At 48.3% G+C, this 20,093-nt stretch carries 1 protein-coding gene; it reads left to right on the top strand.

Annotation, left to right across the window (positions count from 1 at the left end):
* Positions 1-38 precede the first annotated feature (38 nt).
* Complete coding sequence (locus tag ICL07_RS02755) at positions 39-20,078, top strand: non-ribosomal peptide synthetase (protein WP_188086415.1); 20,040 nt, start codon at positions 39-41, stop codon at positions 20,076-20,078.
* Positions 20,079-20,093: the final 15 nt, after the last annotated feature.

The following is a 20,093-nucleotide window of genomic DNA, read 5'->3' as shown; positions in this document are numbered from 1 at the left end:
GTGGGTATTTATTTCCATAAACGGATTTAAGATTTTCAATGATGAAACTGAATAAAAAGGATATTGAGGATATTATAGCCCTCACATCTCTTCAGAAGGGATTGCTGTTTCATTATCTCAGGACCGGGATGAGCGATGAATATGTGGAGCAGGTGAGCCTGCAGATGAAAGGTCCGCTGGATTTTTCCCTGGTAGAGCAGGCCTGGATGCAGGTGATAGCTGGTAATGGAATATTGCGCGCCGTTTACCGCTGGGAAGAGGCCAGGGAACCTTTGCAAATCATTCTCAGGGAGTACCAGGGAGCACTTCGTTATTTTGATGCCACTGGTGCTGATGACCCCGTCGCTGAAACCGCTATATTCAAAAATGACCTCAAGAAAGCGGTTGATCTGCAGGTGCAGCCTTTTGTGGTGGCACTTTGTAAAACAGGATGGCATACCTGGGAAATGGTGGTTACCAACCACCATATCCTGTATGATGGCTGGAGCAGCGCTGTCATGATACGTGAATTTTTCTACTATTATAATAGTCCCGGGGCTGCCTGCTCACAGAAGACGCCGTTTAAAGATTTCATCAAATGGCTGCAGGCGGCCGATAAACAGGCTGCCGGTATATACTGGAAACAGTACCTGGATGGTTACGGATTCCGGGAATTGTTACCACAGCTCCAAACCCAAAGTACAGGTGTGCCAGTATTGAAACAGGTGAGTACCGGGCAGGTGCTATATGATCATTTACAGGCTTATGCCCGGCGGAATAAGGTATCTTTTGCTACCCTGGTATATACGGTCTGGGGAATATTATTGCAGTTGTACAACAATACAGACGATGTAGTATTTGGTATCACTACTTCCGGTCGGCCGCCGGAGTTGCCGGCCATTGGGGATACAGTTGGATTGTTTATTAACACACTACCACTCCGGCTAAAAACCGGACCAGGTGATAGCATCGTCGACTGCCTGCAGGCTACCGGCGCTGCCGTCGCCAATCACTCCCGGCATAGCGCGATGCCATTACCGGATATACAGGCCTGTGCGGAAACCAATTATCTTTTTGACACGCTGCTTGTTTTCCAGAATTATCCCTTACCCGAAGATACCGGTGAAAAGGAGATTGAAATAACCGGGTATGAGTTTTTCTCCCGCACTCACTACGACCTGACGCTGGCGATTTATGTTGATGCCGCCGACATAAAGTTTAATTTTATTTTTAATGATCATCGTTTTTCAGCGGAGTATACAGAACAGTTGACGTCGCATTTTTTATGCCTGCTGAACAGGCTGGTGGAGACGGATGCTACTGCTCCCAGGACAACGCTAACCCTGGCCAATACAGGTGCGCCACCAACACACAACGACGTTGCAGAAGTTGCTGTGTTGCCGCTGCTGCGCACTATAGCCGGGCAAGCGCGGCAGTCGCCGCACAAAATGGCACTCACCTTTAAGGATCATCATATTACCTATGCAGCGCTGCACGAACGTGTAGCCGTCTTTTCATCAATACTAACGCAGCAGTTGAATGTAAGCCCGGGCGATTATATTGGTATACTGGCTTCTCACAGCGATGAAACGATAATATGGATGCTGGCAGTGCTCCATGCCGGCGGTGCATTTGTGATGATCAATCCCCGCTTTCCTGCAGAACGGGTTTGCCAGCTGCTGGAAGATGTGGTCCCTAAAGTTTTGATAGTGGAAGATGATGTGCCGGGATATAATGCAGTAGCGGCAGATTGCCTGCAAACAGTAGTGCCACATATATTGCATATGCGGCAATTGCCCGAATTGCCAGAAGCAGGTGAAGACGCGTACCAGGCTGCGGCGGATGATCACTGTTACGTAATGTATACCAGTGGCACCACAGGGCGGCCGCGCGGAGTGGTGATAACGCACGGCGCGGTGTCTAACTATACCGGTAATTTTATCCGGACGATGGAACTATCGCCGGCAGACCGTGTGGCGCAGCAGGCATCGCTCACATTTGATACAGCCATAGAAGAGATTTTTCCGGTGCTCGCAACCGGCGGTACATTGGTGATTATTCCGGAAGAGAGCCGGAGTGGCACAGGGCTGGTACGCCTGATGCAAAGAGAGCGTATCACTTTATTAAGCACGTTGCCATCTGTCGTGGAAACCATTAACCAGACTATTGATAGTTTACCGGATCTTCGGGTATTGGTAAGTGGTGGAGATGTATTGAGAAAAGAACAAGTGGACCGGCTGCCGGGACGTGTGAAACTGTATAACACCTACGGACCGACAGAAACTACTATTTGTGCAACATATCATGAGATAAATGATTCGGATACCGCCGCCAATATCGGCCGCCCTATTGATGGATACTATATATACATTTGTGACGAAAACATGCGGTTGCAGCCGGCAGGTATCCCCGGGGAGCTATATATTGGGGGGAAAGGTGTAGCGGAGGGTTACCTCAATGACCCGGAATCAACCCGTCAGCGCTTTGTGCCCGACCCTTATTGGGAAGATCGTGTTATATACAGGACCGGCGATACTGGTCACTGGCTGCCGGATGGTACTATCGCTTTTACCGGTAGAAAAGATCAGCAGGTAAAGATAAACGGTGTGCGTATCGAATTACCTGAAATAGAGCAGGCCATTTTGCTGTACCCGCAGATAGGTAATGCAGTGGTGCTTGCCGTTAAGCAGGATGGCAGAACAGTACTGGGAGCGTTTTTGGAGGCGGTTGAGACCCCGGATGTGGCAGCGCTGCGCACTTTCCTGGTAGATAAACTTCCAGGTTACATGGTGCCGGTTTGGTTCAGGACCATGACCTCCTTTCCGCTACTCGGGAACGGGAAAACAGACCGGCAACGGTTACAGCGCATGGCGGCGGATATAGCGAGGGACCGGCAGGCTACTTCTTTTGTACAGCTTACTGATACCGACATACAATATTATCAGGAAGCGTTTGAGCATATCAATGCAACGCTTTTTAACAGTAACAATGCAAGGCCACTATGGGAAAAACTGAAAACAGAAAATGCATTTATCCGCAGTTATACCGGTTATAAACAACCCCTATTGCCTCTTAGCTGTTCACAGCGAATGATATATTTTAATGAGAAGAAATTTGTAAAGTCTGGATGTGAGATCAATGCCGCGACGGTGAAATACAAATATGAACTGGTCCATGAACTAATGGAACAGGCATTTAATATTGTACTGAAGAAAAATGACGGGTTCCGATTGCGGATCGTTGAAATAAACGACGGAAACGAACAGCTGGCCGCTCAATACGTGGCAGCACCACAATATTATCAGGCTGATTACCTTGATTTTACCGATGCACCAGATCATGCTTATGATACCTGGGTGAATGAAAAAACACAAGCGCATATCGAGCTCATCGACAAAGACCTTTTTTATTTTGCAGTCATCCGGTTTAAGAATAATGAATACGGATACTATTTGAAAATGCATCACATTATTTCCGATGGGTGGGCATATTCGCTTTTATATAAGGAATTGGACGATATTTATCAACAGCTGCTTAATCATATCACTCCTGATGAAACGCCGAATGCTTCTTACCTGGATACGTTGGCTGATGAAGAAGAGTATCTTGCGTCGGAACAATGTACTACAGACCGGGCTTACTGGATGGAGGCTGTTTATCCGTTGCCCCCGTCGCCCTTGAATGCTATGCGGAAAAATGCGGAGGAAGATCCCCGGTCAGACCGCCGGGTATTACCAGTACCGGATTCACTGAGAACCAAGATGCACCTCTTTTGTAAGGAGCATAACAGTTCTTTATACAAGCTTTACCTGGGGGCGTTGGCGATATATGTATCCGGGAAGTATGGTGGCAATGATCTTGTGATTGGTAGCGTAAGTCATGGAAGAACATCAAAAAGACAACGCGTTACACAGGGAATGTTCCTGAGGTTCCTGCCGGTGAGGATAACATTGGATGAAGACAGTACTTTTCTTTCGCTGGTGAAAAATAATTGTTCGGTGCCGTTGTTTGGTAATCTCAGAAGCCAGCGGTATCCGTTCGACCTGATAGCCCGTGAAATCACAGATCATACCAGGCAATACGTGGAATATTTGGCAGATATCTTCCTGATTGATATCGCTGGTATCCCGGATACGCATTACGAGATAGAGCATAACTATTCGTTCTATGAGCCCAATGCGCTTTCCATGCAGATCAATCCTTCCAATAAGGATATTCACGGATTACTGGAACTGGACTGGCGTTTCCAGACTAATCAGTTTTCCGCCGCCGATATTCTACAGATTCATGAGGACCTGGTCGACATACTGGAAAAAGGATTGAATGACCCGCATGCCTATGTTGGAAAACAGTATCCTGCCAGTACATCCGGTAAGATGGAACAGTTACTGCAGGCATCTTGCGGCGGTATCCGGAGAATCGTGCAGTTACCTCCTGATGAGGCGCGTACAGTAAGCTGCTGGTGGCTGGAAACCGACAGTACTTTTGAACTATCTTTCCTGGAAGCAGTGATGCGTACTTCTCAGGATATGTATATCGTGACAGACCAGCCGCTACCGGGAAAAGACGGTAAGCCTGATCTGGCATTGCTGCGGTACATTGCTGCGGAGATGAGCCGGCCGGTACCGGCAACTGAACTCACAGACGAGACAGAAAGAAAGATCGCTGCCATATGGACATCTATTCTGCAACTGGAGAAAGTAACCTTGTTGCCCGATACGCACTTTTTTGCATCAGGAGGACACTCACTACATGCCGTGACGCTGGCTTCCCTGTTGATGCGGGAGTTTGATGTGAAAGTTTCGTTGAGAGATCTTTTCGCTTATCCTACTATCCGCGCCCAGGCCACACTGATTCGGCAGCGGAATACGACGGCCTGCCCTCCTGTGTTGCCGACTGCGCGGAGCAATGCTTATCCCTTGTCTTCTCCCCAGCAAAGACAGTGGCTCCTGCATAACCTGGCGGCGGGCAGTACCGCCTATAATATGCCGCAGTTATTCAGGCTCGAGGGAAAGCTGGATGAACACCGGCTTGAAAACGCTTTCACAGCGTTGATAGAAAGGCACGAGATATTACGCACCTCTTTTTACATGGAGGGAGAAGAAGTAAGGCAGCTGGTACATGAGTCATTCCATTTCAGCATACCTAAAGTGAAAGCCGGGGCCACTGTAATGGAGGAGCTGGCCGCTTACATACAACCATTTGATCTGTCGGCTGCACCTTTGATCAGGGCAATATTATTTGAATTGGAACATAATAAATGGCTGTTACTGGTAGATCTTCATCATATTGTTTCTGATGGCCTTTCCCAGGAAGTTCTGGCAAAGGAATTCATCTCCTTTTATAAAGACCTTCCACTGCTTCCATTACCATTGCAATATAAAGACTATGCGGTATGGCAGCATACAGCCGCCTATCGCAACTGGATACAGTTGCAGGAGGCATTCTGGTTAGACCAGATGCAGGGAGACCTGCCCGTGTTGCAAATGCCGCTGGATTTCCCCCGGCCTGCGTTCCAGCAGTTTACAGGAGATGTGGTTTCTTTTGATATCGCCCCGGCGACAGTAAAAAATATCAGGCAGCTGGCCAGGGATGAAGGCGCTACATTGTTTATGGTATTGCTGGAAATGTGTTATGCCTGGCTTGGCAGAATTACGGGACAACAGGATCTGATTATAGGAGTGCCTGTTTCGGGTCGCCAGCAGGAATTACAGGGACTTATCGGCATGTTCGTGAACACGTTGGCGTTGCGGCATACATTGGATGATGCGGCGACTGTTAAAGGCGCATTGAGGAATATAAAAGCTTTTTTGCAGGAGGCATTTCGATTTCAGGACTATCCCTTTGAAAGACTGATAGAGCAGGTATTACCAGTGAGGGATCCGGCCAGGAACCCGTTGTTTGATGTGATGTTTGTATTAACAGAAGAAGGTGCTATTGATTTTGATCTGCCGGAATTGTCTGTGATACCCTGTACTTTGAAGAGTACCAATGCTAAGTTCGACATGCTGCTGGAGGCGCGTGTGCGTGAAAGCGGGATATCCATTGTACTGGAGTATAACGCCGCCATTTTCAGAAAAGAATCGGTGACGGCTTTTGCAGGATACCTGCAACGGTTTATTGATGAAGCTACTGCTAATCCCAGCCGTCGTATGAGGGATATTGCAATGGTTGCACCGCAGGTGCTGCTTCCGGTAGCTCAGGTACCGACCGGCGTACTGATAGATCTGTGGTATCAGCGGCTGGCGGAGGGAGAAACCGGACTACCCGCATTGGTATGGAATGGGGGGGCACTGAGTGCACTTGCGTTGGAACAGCAAAGCAATATGCTGGGAAACTACCTCCGGAAACAGGGCATAGGTCGCAATAAAGTAGTGGCTGTTATGATGGACCGTTGTCCGGAGATGATCATCGTTCTCCTGGGTATATTGAAAGCAGGTGCGGCATACCTGCCGGTAGATCCTGCGCTGCCTGCAGCAAGGATAGCCTACATGCTGGAAGACAGCGGCGCCGGGATGGTCATAACAGCAGGCGGCGATACTGCAAAATTGCCTGCTGCTGCGTCACACGTGGATATCACAGGCAGAAGGTACCGGACAGCTGATCCGGATACCAGTTCGCTGACAGGTGGGGTTATGCCTACGGATGCTGCTTATATCATCTACACCTCCGGTACTACCGGTATCCCCAAAGGAGTGTTGGTGTCCCATGGGGCGGCCATGAACACGCTAACGGCCATGCAGTATACTTATCCGCTGGGGCCAGATGGCGTTTTCCTGTTTAAAACTTCCTTTGCCTTTGACGTTTCCGTCGCGGAATTATTTGGCTGGATGTATGGAACAGGGAAACTGGCTGTTCTGGAAAAAGACGGGGAAAAAGACCCGCATGCTATCATAGCATCCATCAGCCGGTTTAATATTACGCACATTAATTTTGTGCCGTCCATGTTTAACCTCTTTACGGAGCTACTGACAGTGGATGATGCAGCAAAACTGCGGTCACTTCAATATATTTTCCTTGCCGGTGAAGCACTGTATTGGCCGGTGGCGGATCGGTTCAGAGAGCTGTTCCGCAAGGCCACACTGGTGAACGTATACGGGCCTACGGAGGCAGCGATATATGCTACACATTATGAGTTGCCGGCGTTACATGATAATACCACGGATATACCTGTAGGAAAACCTTTACATGGTGTGCGGACCGTGATCATGGGCAGCAATAACCGTGAGCAGCCTGACTGGATACCGGGAGAGCTGCTTATTGCCGGCGCAGGCCTGGCGAAAGGGTATCTGAATAACCCCGAACTGACGGCTAAACAGTTCATTTTCCTGAACGGACAGCGTTTTTACCGGACAGGGGACTACGCCAGGAAAGGGCTATCCGGTAACATTCATTTCATGGGTCGGATTGATCATCAGATTAAACTGAAGGGATTTCGCATTGAAATAGCGGAGATTGAATCCCACCTGAAACAATTGTCTTATATCAGGGATGCTGCAGTTGTAGTAGATGGTCCCACAGATATGCCTTCTCTCACGGCCTGTATTACCGGTGCACAACTGCCGGCCGATCAGGATATTGCAGCGGATTTGTCTCAGGTGATGCCGTATTATATGGTCCCCTCGACATTCCTGAAGATGGAGGCATTGCCATTAAATGCCAGCGGTAAACTGGATCGTAAAGCGTTGGCCATTGCACGATTGGTGACACCTGCTGTTGCAGATACGTTGGACAGCAGAGCGAATGATACGGTTGAAGAGCGTTTGCAGAAAATATGGAGCCAGATACTCAATAAGCCGGTTCACGGAATACAAGAGAATTTCTTTGCTATTGGGGGCGACTCCATTAAAGCGGTTCGCATCATATCAAGACTGCAGGCTGCGGGGATCAGCATCCGGATGAAGGATATCTTTCAATATCCAACGATCGCCGCACTGGCACAGATCGCAAAACAGAACGGCCCGCAGTATGAACAGGGAGCGGTAATCGGCCGCCTCCCGCTGATGCCGGTGCAGCAATGGTTCTTCTCTTTCTGCCGGCATGATCGCGGACACTATAACCAGGGACTTGTTCTGAAGAGCAAAAAACGGCTCCTGCTGCCCGATTTGCAACACGCTTTTGAGAAATTGCTGATGCATCATGATATGCTGAGGGCAACCTTTACCATACTGGATGATACTGTAGTGCAGGAGCTGTTACATCCGGGTAATATGCCTCCCATAAAAGTATATGAAACAGACCTGAGAGCATCAGCGGAGGAAACAAAAGCATTCGAAGACGCTGCCACTGCATTACAACGCTTTAATATCGCAGAGGCCCCGCTATTCAGAATAGGGTTGTTTCATCTGGAAGCGGGCGACAGACTGCTGCTGGTGGCACATCATCTGATTGTTGATGTCGTTAGCTGGAAGATATTGTTGGAAGACTTACAGGCGTTGTTGTTGGACAGGAATATTTCGTTGCCGCCTAAATCTGCCCCCTACGGGATGGCGAAAGAAGCCTTCGGGCGGTTAAGTGCCGCAGTGCTACACCAACAACATACCTATTGGGAAACACTTGCTACCAGGCATGTTCCGGCGTTACCCCAGAAATTGTTGGCCGGAGATAACCTGGTGGGGGATAGTGACTACGTTGTTTGTTCGCTGGGAACGACAGCAACTCAGGCGTTGTTAAATAGAGCAGAAGCCAAGCCTGGTTTTACTATAGAGGAAATGATCCTCGCGGCTGTTGCGGCGGAACTGGGGGTATTACACCAGCGGAACGAGATTTTGATAGCCATGGAAAATCATGGCCGTGCTGCTAATATAGATATCGATATCAGCAGAACCGTGGGCTGGTTTACCAGTATATACCCGGTGTTGGTGCCCGCGCTCCTGGCCGACCCGCTGGAACAACTGGCCGCCGTGAAAGATATACTGAGGCGTGTACCGGAGAAGGGAGCTGCATATGGATCGTGGAGATTTGATGAAAATAATATAGCCATTCCGGCTATTAATCCTGATATTTCGTTTAACTATATCGGGGAGATATACGCTGATTGGGACAATCCATTGTTTGAGCTGGCCAGTGAGCCAGCCGGTAGTTTCCAATCTGTAACCGGTAAACGGCCCTTCTTGCTGGATATAGTAGCCGCGGTGAAGAATGGTCGTCTGGAAATCACAGTTACCTATCCGAAGAAGGCTTACGGGGCAGCCGCTATCAGACAGCTACTGGAGCGGGTCGACAAGCGGCTGGAGGAAATTTTGCGGCTCACCGGAACTACTGCCGCCCGGAAAATGCTTATGCCGGTTGATCTCACCTATCAGCAGCTCACCGCTTCACAACTGAAGATCTTACAGAAACAATATGACCTTCAGGAGTTATACCCGCTGTCACCCATGCAGGAGGGAATATTGTTTCATACGCTTTATGATGATGTGGCCGGTGCCTATTTTGAGCAGGCATCCTACCTGATCGAAGGAACACTGCAGATAACATTGGTGAGGCGTGCATTGCAACTGTTGATGGAGCGCCATGAGATATTGCGGGCAAATGTTATTACAGATCCGGTGCCGTGCCTGGTGGTAAGCGCATCGGTGGAAGCAGAGCTGGTGTATGAAGAATTGCCGGAAATGGACGATATATCCGCTGCTGCCGAATGTAACCGGCTGCAGGCAAAAGACCTGTCAAAAGGATTTAATCCCTCGAAAGACAGGTTACTGCGGCTTACCGTTATAAAAATAGATGAACAGCGGTTTCGCCTTATCTGGAGTTTTCATCATATTATCCTCGACGGATGGTGCCTTCAGGTACTGCAACGTGAGTTTGTACACTGCTACCGGGCGTTGGCAACCGGGGAGCCTGTTATATTGCCGGCTGCTCCTCCTTACAGGAGTTATATTCAGTGGTTGTCGGCAGTAAACAGACAGGCTTCGCAGGCCTATTGGGATAACTACCTGGAAGGTTATGAGACCGGCGCAGGTATCAGGCCGGATATCCATACCACTGCACCGGGGCAGTCGGCCGTCGCGCACAGGTTATCCCGCGCGCAGACAACTGCAATGACTAACCTGGCTGCAAAGCAACAGGTCACATTAAGTACCCTGGTCCAGAGCCTGTGGGGAATTCTACTGGCTAAATATAATAACACACGTGACGTGGTATTTGGTGCAGTTGTTTCCGGCAGACCCGCTGAAGTGCCGGGCATTGAGGAAATGCTGGGCCTTTTTATTAATACTGTTCCTGTCCGGATAAACTATCGGCAGGATACCCGCTTTTCAACCCTGTTACAGGAAAGACAACAGCAGGTGTTGCAGCAGGAAAGCCATCAGTATTTCGCGCTGGCTAAAATACAAAGCAGGACCGCACAGAAAAATGATCTGATCGATCACATACTGGTATTTGAAAATTATCCTGCAGAACAGGACCTGGAAAGCTTGTTGTCTGTAAATGAAGATGTTAACTGGAATTGGAAGCTGAAAGAGGAACATTTCTTTGAGCGCAACAGTTATAAATTCAGTATCACGATTGTACCCGGCGATCAGTTGCAGATTATATTTAAATTCGACAGGAATCGTTATTCCCAAACATATATCAATGACATTAGTAACCGGTTAGACTGTTTGATTAATCAGGTAATTGCAGATGTAGACATACCGGTGGCATCAATGTCGCTGTTGTCAGAAAATAACCGGCGCAGGCTGCAACGGCAGCATGCCGGCTATGAGCAATACGCTTTGTTGACTGGGAATTATCACCGCCAATTTGAAGAACAGGCAGCCGCCCGCCCCGGTAACCTGGCTGTGGTATGGCGGCAGGAGCGTATGTCTTATGCAACACTGAATGCACAGGCCAACGGTATTGCCCATAGATTGATCCAGCTGGGTGTGAAAAAAGGCGACAGGGTTGGTGTCCTGGTAAAACCCTGTACCGCTGTTATCAGCGGCATACTGGGAATCCTGAAAACAGGTGCAGTTTTTTTTCCCATAGATAATACACAGCCTCCACTGAGATTTATGCCGCTGGCTCGGGAGACCGGTGTAACATACGTGCTGGACCCGGGAGATACGGGTGTCGTTTACGATGACCTTACTGTGCTGTCTTTGTCTGATTCCCGCTTTAAGCCGATAGCGGAAAACCCCGGCGTGCCTGTATACCATACAGATGGTGCCTATATGATTGCGACATCGGGCACTACCGGCGTTCCTAAAGGCACGGTAATATCGCACGGCAATCTGCTCAATTATGCCGGTTGGTTCAAAACGGAGGCCCATGTAAGCCATAACGACAGTAGCCTGGTGGTTAGCTCTTTGGCATTTGACCTTGGGTTTACAGGCGTATTTCCCCTGTTGATCGCCGGTGGATGTGTTCATCTTACGGATTATGAGACTTATTCAGATCCCAAATGTTTGCTGGCAGCGCTAGAGAATGAGCGCGCCACCATCCTGAAGCTTACGCCGTCTTTACTGGCTACGTTGTTACATCATCCTGATTTTAATACAGGCAGTATTGCTCAACTCAGACTGTTGGTGTGCGGCGGCGAGAAAATAAAGCCTGGTGATATAGATCTTTTGTTTGCTGTGAAACCAGGTATCCGGGTGATGAATCATTACGGACCTACCGAAACAACTATTGGAACGGCTTTTTGTATGCTGACCAGCAGCAACTGGCACCGTTACCGGCAGCAACCGGTTATAGGAAAACCGGTGTACAATGCAAAGGCCGTAATTATTGGCAGGGATGGACACGAACAACCCTGGGGTATTCCCGGGGAGCTTTACATTGCCGGAGCCGGTATCGGCATCGGTTATATAAACCAGCCACAACTGACAACGGAACGGTTTGTATTCCGCAACGGAGAAAGATGTTACCGCACGGGGGACCGGGTGTTCCGTAAGCGAAGCGGTGAAATTGTATTCCTCGACAGGATAGATGACCAGGTAAAGATACGCGGGTTCAGAGTAGAGCCCGGGGAGCTGGAAAGCCTTTGCCTGCAGCATGAAGCCATATTACAGGCTGCTGTGGTGCCAGCAAAAAACAAGCAGGGCGACTATGAACTGACCGCATTTGTGGTACTTTGCCAGCCCGTAAGCCGTGAAGTAATCGCGGATTTCCTCAAAAAGGCGGCACCCTCATTCCTGGTACCACGTCATATCATATTACTGGATGAATTGCCACTAACCTCTAACAACAAAGTTGATAAGAAAAAACTGGCAGGAATGGTAGTGGCCGACCGGGAAGATGCACAGTATGACCGCCTGTCGGCCGATGAAAGAACGCTGGCACGCATCTGGTCCGATTTGTTGCAGGTTGGCTTGTTAAGCCTCGACAGGAAAACTGATTTTTTCGCGTCCGGAGGACATTCTTTATCTGCCATGCAGTTGCTGGGCAAGGTTCGTAACGTATTTGGAGTGAGCCTGTCGGTGAAAGATGTATTTGCAAATCCCACATTGGGAGAATTGGCAAAATTGATAGCAGGCGCGCAAAAATCGGATGTGCCACAGTTGTTACCATTAGCACTGCAACCTCATTATAAAGCATCTCCTGCACAGAAACGCTTCTACCTGTTACAACAGATCCATAAAGATATTACTGCTTACAATATGTATGGATTGTACCGCCTACAGGGGAAACCGGATGCAGAAAAACTGAACGGCGTATTCCGGCAATTATTGAGGCGACATGAGATACTCCGTACCTCGTTTGAACTGAAAGATGGTGAATTGGTACAGATCGTAGAAGTAGCGGAGGCTGTTAACATAGCGGTACCGGTACTAAAGATAGACAAAGCAGCGCTGAAAGATTGGGTGTACCGTGAAATGCGTCCGTTTGAGCTTTCCACACCTCCTCTTATCCGCATGTATTGTTTGGATACAGGAGAAATAGATGCACTGCTCTTTGTGGAAATGCATCACATTATATCCGACGGTATCTCCAATGAAATACTAATTGAAGACTTTAATGCGCTGCTGGCAGAGAAGCCTCTGAAGGAACAGACGATCCAATACAAAGACTATGCAGCGTGGCAGCAGCCTGATTCCCGGAAGGCCGCTTATTGGCTGGAACGCTTCAGTGGCGAAATACCAAAATTAAATCTGCCGCTCGATTATGAACGGCCTGCGGTAAAGCAGTTTGATGGCGCCACAGTAGTGTTTGAAATACCGGCAGCTGTCACCGCCGCACTCCGGAAAATTGCTACAGAAGAAGGAGCTACACTGTTTATGGCCATGCTGGCTATTTACAAAATATTCCTGCAAAGGATCACCGGTCAGCGTGATGTAGTGGTGGGAATTCCGGTTTCCGGCAGGAATGATATGCAACTCGAAAGGGTGGTAGGTTGTTTTATCAACACGCTGGCTATCAGGAGTGAGGGGATCGCAGAAGAAACTTTTACCGGTTTCATAGGCAGGCTCAAAACATTATTACTGGATGCATATGATCACCAGGAATTTTCTTTTGAAGAACTGATAGATCAGCTGAATGTAGAGCGTAATATGGCAGGGAATCCGCTTTTCGACGTCATGTTCGACTACCATAATGAAAAGCGGTATGCTGTCGACAACTGGCTGCAACTGGGTAATGACGAACATTTCCATCGCAGAACAGCGATGTTTGATCTGAACTTGCATGTAACCGAAGTAGGGGACCACCTGGTATGTGAACTGGAGTATTGTGCAGCGCTTTTCCGTGCGGAAACAGTTGTACGTTTTGCCTCCTTTCTGCAAAGACTGGCGGAATCGGCTGCAGAAGCGCCCTGGTGCCCGGTGAAACAACTGGATATACTGGATGAAAGTGAACGGTCGCAGCTGGTAGACACGTTTAATGATACTGAGGCCATTTATGAACAGGATCTGTTGATACACCAGCTGTTTGAACATACAGCCCGACATTCGCCAGACCGGATTGCAGTCATAACAGATCAGTTGCATATCACTTACCGGCTGCTCAATGAACGGGTTAACCAACTGGCTCATTCCCTGATGACAAGGGGATTAAAACCGGGAGATTTTGTTCCGGTTATTATGGAACGGTCAGAATATATGATTATGGCTGTACTGGCCATTCTGAAAGCAGGAGGAGCATATGTGCCACTGGAACCTGATTTGCCGTGTAGCCGTTTGCGTAATATTGTACAACAGCTGGAGACGAAATTTCTTTTTACCAGTAGGGGAGTGGTATCTGTTGTTGGCGAAGTATTAACAGGGTTGGAGCATACTCCGCTGGTGTACGTGCCCGACGCCGCAGAAGGTACCGGTGTATTGGCTGCGTTTACCTGGCTGGGAGCTGCTGAAATGAACCGCCAGCCAATTACCGATCCGGCTTGTGTTGGTAAGGCAGACGATCTGGCTTATATTATTTTTACCTCCGGTTCTTCCGGCGTGCCCAAAGGGGTAATGGTGAAACACAGGCCGGTCATTAACCTGATAGAGTGGGTAAATGGTAATTTCGGAATAAATGAGTCAACGCGTTTGTTATTTGTTACCTCCCTCGGATTCGACCTGTCTGTTTATGATATCTTTGGTCTGCTCGCCTCCGGAGGTTGTATCAGGATCGTGACCGCAGCGGAGCTGAAAGATCCGGTTGTACTGATATCTCTCATTGAAAAGGAAAGCATCACTTTCTGGGATTCTGCTCCGGCGGCCTTTCTGCAAGGCATCTCTTTCCTTCCTGAACCGGGTAAAATAACCACGCTGCGTTTGGTATTCTTTAGTGGAGACTGGATACCGGTTAACCTGCCGGACCTGCTTCGCAGGGCATACCCACTGGCACAGGTAATAAGCCTGGGTGGCGCTACAGAGGCAACTGTATGGTCCAACTACTTCCCGATAGATACGGTTGATCCGCAATGGAAAAGTATTCCTTATGGAAAACCCATTCAAAATGCCAGATACTATATTCTCGATGAAGACCTGAATGTTTGCCCTTTTGGAATTACAGGCGACTTATACATCGGGGGACCGTGTTTGTCATCCGGTTATTTTAACGATACATTACTTACTTCAGAAAAATTTATTAAAAGTCCGTTTGTTGCGGGTGACATTATCTACAGAACAGGGGATCTCGCCCGTTGGAAAACAGATGGTAATATGGAATTGCTGGGACGGAAAGACCAGCAGGTAAAGATTCGCGGGCACCGGATAGAAACCGGTGAAATTGAATCACAACTATTGGAAATACCAGGAGTGAAAGCTGCTGTGGTAGTGGTACATGGAACTAATTCAACAGATAAGGCGCTGGCAGTTTATTTCTGTGCAGATGAAGAAATGAGCGCACAGTTTCTGAAAGACAGGCTGGGAGAAGTATTGCCGGCTTATATGATACCGGCTTATTTTATTCAGCTGGATACTATTCCGCTTACCGCTAACGGCAAAGTAAACAGGAAAGCGCTCCCTGAACCCGTACAGGTACAGGATATACATTATAGCGCACCAGTTAATGATTCGGAGAAGCTGCTGCAGTCTTACTGGGCAGAAGTATTAAAAATACCGGCAGAGAAAATCGGGACAACGGCCAATTTCTTTGAACTGGGGGGAAATTCACTGAAAGCCAGCCTGCTGGTTGGCATGTGTTATAAAGCCTTTCATATGCGTATACCACTGGTGCATTTTTTCCAGTATCCTGATATCCGCTCTATGGCGGCTTTCTTTGACAATGGAAGGGAGGTACAGCCGGAAACAGCGGGTGGTGAAAAAAATGCCAGGTATCCTGTAACAGCGGCGCAACAGCGGCTATATGTACTGCAGCAGATGTACCCCGATGCGGTGGTATATAATATCTCCCAGGTAATAGCCTTGAAAGGAGATATAGATGCCGGCTTGCTGGAGAATGCCTTCCGTACGCTTATTCGTAGGCATGAGATGCTGAGAACGGCATTTGTGATGGAGGATGGTGTGTTGCTGCAGGAAGTGTCTGAGGAAGTGAATTTCTCTATGGCCCGACTGCCTGTAGGGAATACGGATGAACAGGTAAAACATTTTATTCAACCATTCCGGTTAGATCGGCCTCAGCTGGTACGCGTGGCGCTGATTACAAAGAGACAGGGCGGATTCCTGCTGGTGGTGGATCTTCATCATATTATTGCAGATGGCATGGCTATGGCATTGCTGATGGAAGAACTGCTTCGTTTGTACAATGGCGTATCACTTCCGCCGGTAACGCTTCAGTACCGGGATTATACTTCATGGAAACAGCGGCATTTGCCGGACGCCCTGGTCGTACAACAGCGCGAATATTGGGAGTCACAGCTGGAAGGAGAGATACCTGCGTTACAGCTACCGGCTGATTTCCCACGTCCACCGGTGAAACTATATGAAGGCAGCAAAGTTTATTTCAATATTGACCGTCATACAACCGCAGCGGTCAAACAGGATGTTATCAGACATAAGACTACGCTGTTTATATGGCTTTTTACCGCATATAATATCTTTCTGTCCCGCTTAAGTGGCCAGGAAGATGTACTGGTAGGCACTCCTGTGTCTTTGCGGGATCATCCGGATTTGCAGCGCATGATAGGACTGTTGATTAATACGCTGGTCATCAGAAGCCATGTGTCGGAAGCCAGCACTTTTCCTGCGCTGTTAGCGCAAACGAGCCGGCAGCTGTTTGCGGCGCTGGAAAACAAAGACTATCCTTTTGAGCAGCTGGTAGGTTTGCTGGACATCCCCCGCGATGCTTCCAGAAATCCTGTTTTTGATACTATGTTTGTGCTGGATACCAGCAACCTGGAAGAAGCTGCACCGGAAAAAATCAGCATACAGCCATATTTTTTTGACAACGGAGTATCCAAGTTTGACCTTACTCTTTTCCTGACAGAGCAAGATGGTGCCCTGTCAGGTTACTTTGAATATGATATACAGTTATTCAGAAGAGATACCATCCAAAGAATGTGTGATTATTTTTCTACGTTGGTGGCTGCACTTGTAGAACCCGGAAGCTTTCCGGTAGCCAACTACAACATGATTCCCGGGAAAGAAACGGAATTGCTGATTAACGGCTTTAACACTGGCGCATCGAAAGGATCGTTCCCGTTTCCAACTATTCAGGCTGTATTTTCAGCACAGGTGAAAAAAACGCCGGACAATACAGCGCTGATAGATGACAATGCAGCACTTTCGTATAGAGAACTGGACCTGCTGTCGGATCATGTCGCCGGTGCTTTGGCTGCCCGGGGAGTAAGCCCCGGTCATGTAGTAGCTATACTAACAGACCCGTCTAATGTAATGCTGACAGGTATTCTGGGGATTTTAAAAGCAGGGGCCAGCTATCTGCCCATATCCACTAAGGTTCCGGAAGAAAGGAGCAGACATATGTTGCAGGAAGCAGGAGCTGTATGTTTGTTGGTCCGTAATGGGACTGCCATAATACCTGCGGATGTTCCTGTATGGGGGATAGAAGAAATGCAGGCGGATACGGAACGGGGACTTCTATCTATCCATAACGGAGAAGCTGGTGACCTGGCTTATATCATTTATACTTCCGGTTCTACCGGTACTCCCAAGGGAGTAATGGTAACTCATCAGAATGTGCTGAACACAATGGCTGGATTGGGAGACGTCATATACCGGGAAAATCAATTGAACATCGCCTTAACAGCGGCTTGTGAATTTGATGGGTCGGTGCATGTGATATTAGGGGCGCTGTTGTTTGGAAATACCTTATTGGTGGTGCCGGAAGAAAGGAAACTTGATCCGGAATGGCTCTATGACTTCTTTTATAAAAACAAGGCAAATTTGATGGAGGGCGTACCCGGTTACATGACATTCCTCGCAAATGCCCTGAAGATCCGGATTGCCGCGTTACAGCTGAAATTTATTGTATGTGGCGGCGAGCCACTTACATCAGTATTGGTTGATAGCCTGCTCAATAATTATACTGCAGGTGGAGATGTTACCATCGTTAATATTTACGGTCCTACAGAAACCTGCATAGGCAGTACCTGTGCGCAGATCCGTAGCTGGCATAAAGGAATGAAGGTTACCATCGGACGTCCTTTGCCGGGGGAACGGGTGTATATTCTGGATAAGCAGGGACGACTGGCGCCGTTGGGCGTATACGGCCAGCTTTGTATCGGCGGGCAGGGTGTTACCAACGGGTATATTAACGCACCTGCATTAAATGCGCAGAAATTTGTACCGGATCCTTTTCAATCCGGACAGGTCATGTATTGCACAGGCGACCAGGCGCGCTGGTTACCAGATGGCACACTTGAATATATGGGGCGGCAGGATACGCAGGTCAAAATCAGGGGCTACCGTCTTGAAATAACGGAGATCGAAGATCAGTTGCTGGCCTACGGTCCTATCGAAGCGGCAGCAGTAACTGTGGGGGCAGGTAATGAATTACTGTACGCTTATTTTACGGCAGGAGAAAAGCTGGCGACAGAAGAGGTAAAAGCCTTCCTGTCTGTGCATCTTCCTAACTATGCCATCCCCAACTTCTTTATTCAGCTGGAACAGCTACCGCTGAATAGTAACGGTAAAGTTGACCGCGTAAAACTATCGGCAGATAGCTGCAATATACCTTCGGCATCACAGCAGTTTCAGCTGCCAGCCACTGGCGACGAATATCGTATGACCAGGTTGTGGAGCGTGGTATTGGGCATACCGGCGGAAAATATCAGTGTGGAAGATACTTTCTTTGAACTGGGAGGGCATTCGCTGCGTGCTACAACATTGGCTGCGCTCATACATGAAGAATTCAACGCCAGGATATCGGTTGTGCAGTTGTTCAGGCATACTACTGTGCGCTCGCAGGCGGCGTTGTTGAAAAGTATTCAAACACATGTTTTTGAAGATATTCCCGTGGCGCTGCCCAGACCTTTTTATCCTTTGTCGCAGGAGCAGAAGCGGCTTTATTTTATGCAGCAGACAGCGCCGGAAAGCACTGTTTTCAATCTTCCGCAATTATTTGAAATCGCCGGAGAACCAGATATTAGCCGCATCCGGGATGCGTTCAGGCTACTGATTTCCGGTCACGATATACTAAGAACTGCTTTTGTGCTGACAGAAGATGATGTATACCAGGAAATTCATACGGAAGTGGATTTTAACGTGGTACATGCTTCCTGGCCGGGTAATGCAGACCTGTTCCTGGATGAAAATACCAGGCCATTCGACCTGTCTGTTCCCTGCCAGGTACGGGTGATAATAGCGCAGGCATTGGCAAACAGGTATTATTTACTGATAGATATTCACCATATTATCACAGACGGCATTTCAAACGGATTGCTGGTGCAGGAGTTTGCTGATCTGTATAATCAGCAAACAGTTACCAGGGCAATGCTGCAATACTGTGATTACGCAGTATGGCAGGCCGGGGAAACCTGCCAGCAGATGTTGAAACAACAGGGAGCCTACTGGCTGCGCGCGCTTGACGGTGTACCAATGGTACTCAAACCAGGTGGCGCGGCGCCGGACAATTCAGGGAAGGGCAGCCGCGTATATTTTGATATCAGTGGTCAGCTAATGGAAGAAATTATCCACTGTTGTGACACATACCAGGTTACACCCTATATGCTGCTGCTCACGGCTTATGCAGTACTGTTATCCGCGCAAACCGGCCAGGATGACATTGTAATCGGCTCACCGGTATCTGGTCGCACACATGCAGGGTTACAACGGGTAATAGGATTAATGACCAATCTACTGCCTATGCGCTGCCAACCCTTGCCCGAAAAATCGTTTGAAGTACTCTTACGGGAAGTGAGGGCAACCGTTCTGTATGCATTTGAACATCAAAACTATCCCTTTAACGAAATGGTAAAAATGGCCGGAGGAAAAAGGGAAGGAACGGATAATCCGTTGTTTAGTGTGCAGTTCTCTTTTGAAAATGAAGGTGGCCGGCAGCTTGAAATTCCAGGCCTTACACTAAATCCCTGCAACAGGAAAGAATTTTCTTTGCAATTCAGGCAATCACTGTATGGGACACGCCGGAAGGACTGTTTCTGTATGACATTTGAGTATTTGAAGGGCATCTATACCGGCGACCAGGTTCAGCATATTATCAATAACTACGTGTCGATATTGGAACAGGTAACCCGCAACCCAGCTACATTGTTGCATATGTTACCTATACAGCACATTGAGTCTCCCGGCAACGTTACCCTGTTTTCATCCCGATAAAAATTTACAGTAAAA

This window comes from Chitinophaga qingshengii (genome assembly GCF_014529935.1).
Classification (GTDB): domain Bacteria; phylum Bacteroidota; class Bacteroidia; order Chitinophagales; family Chitinophagaceae; genus Chitinophaga; species Chitinophaga qingshengii.
The sequence above is the reverse complement of the archived record's forward strand: the minus strand, read 5'-3'. Positions and strand labels throughout refer to the sequence as shown.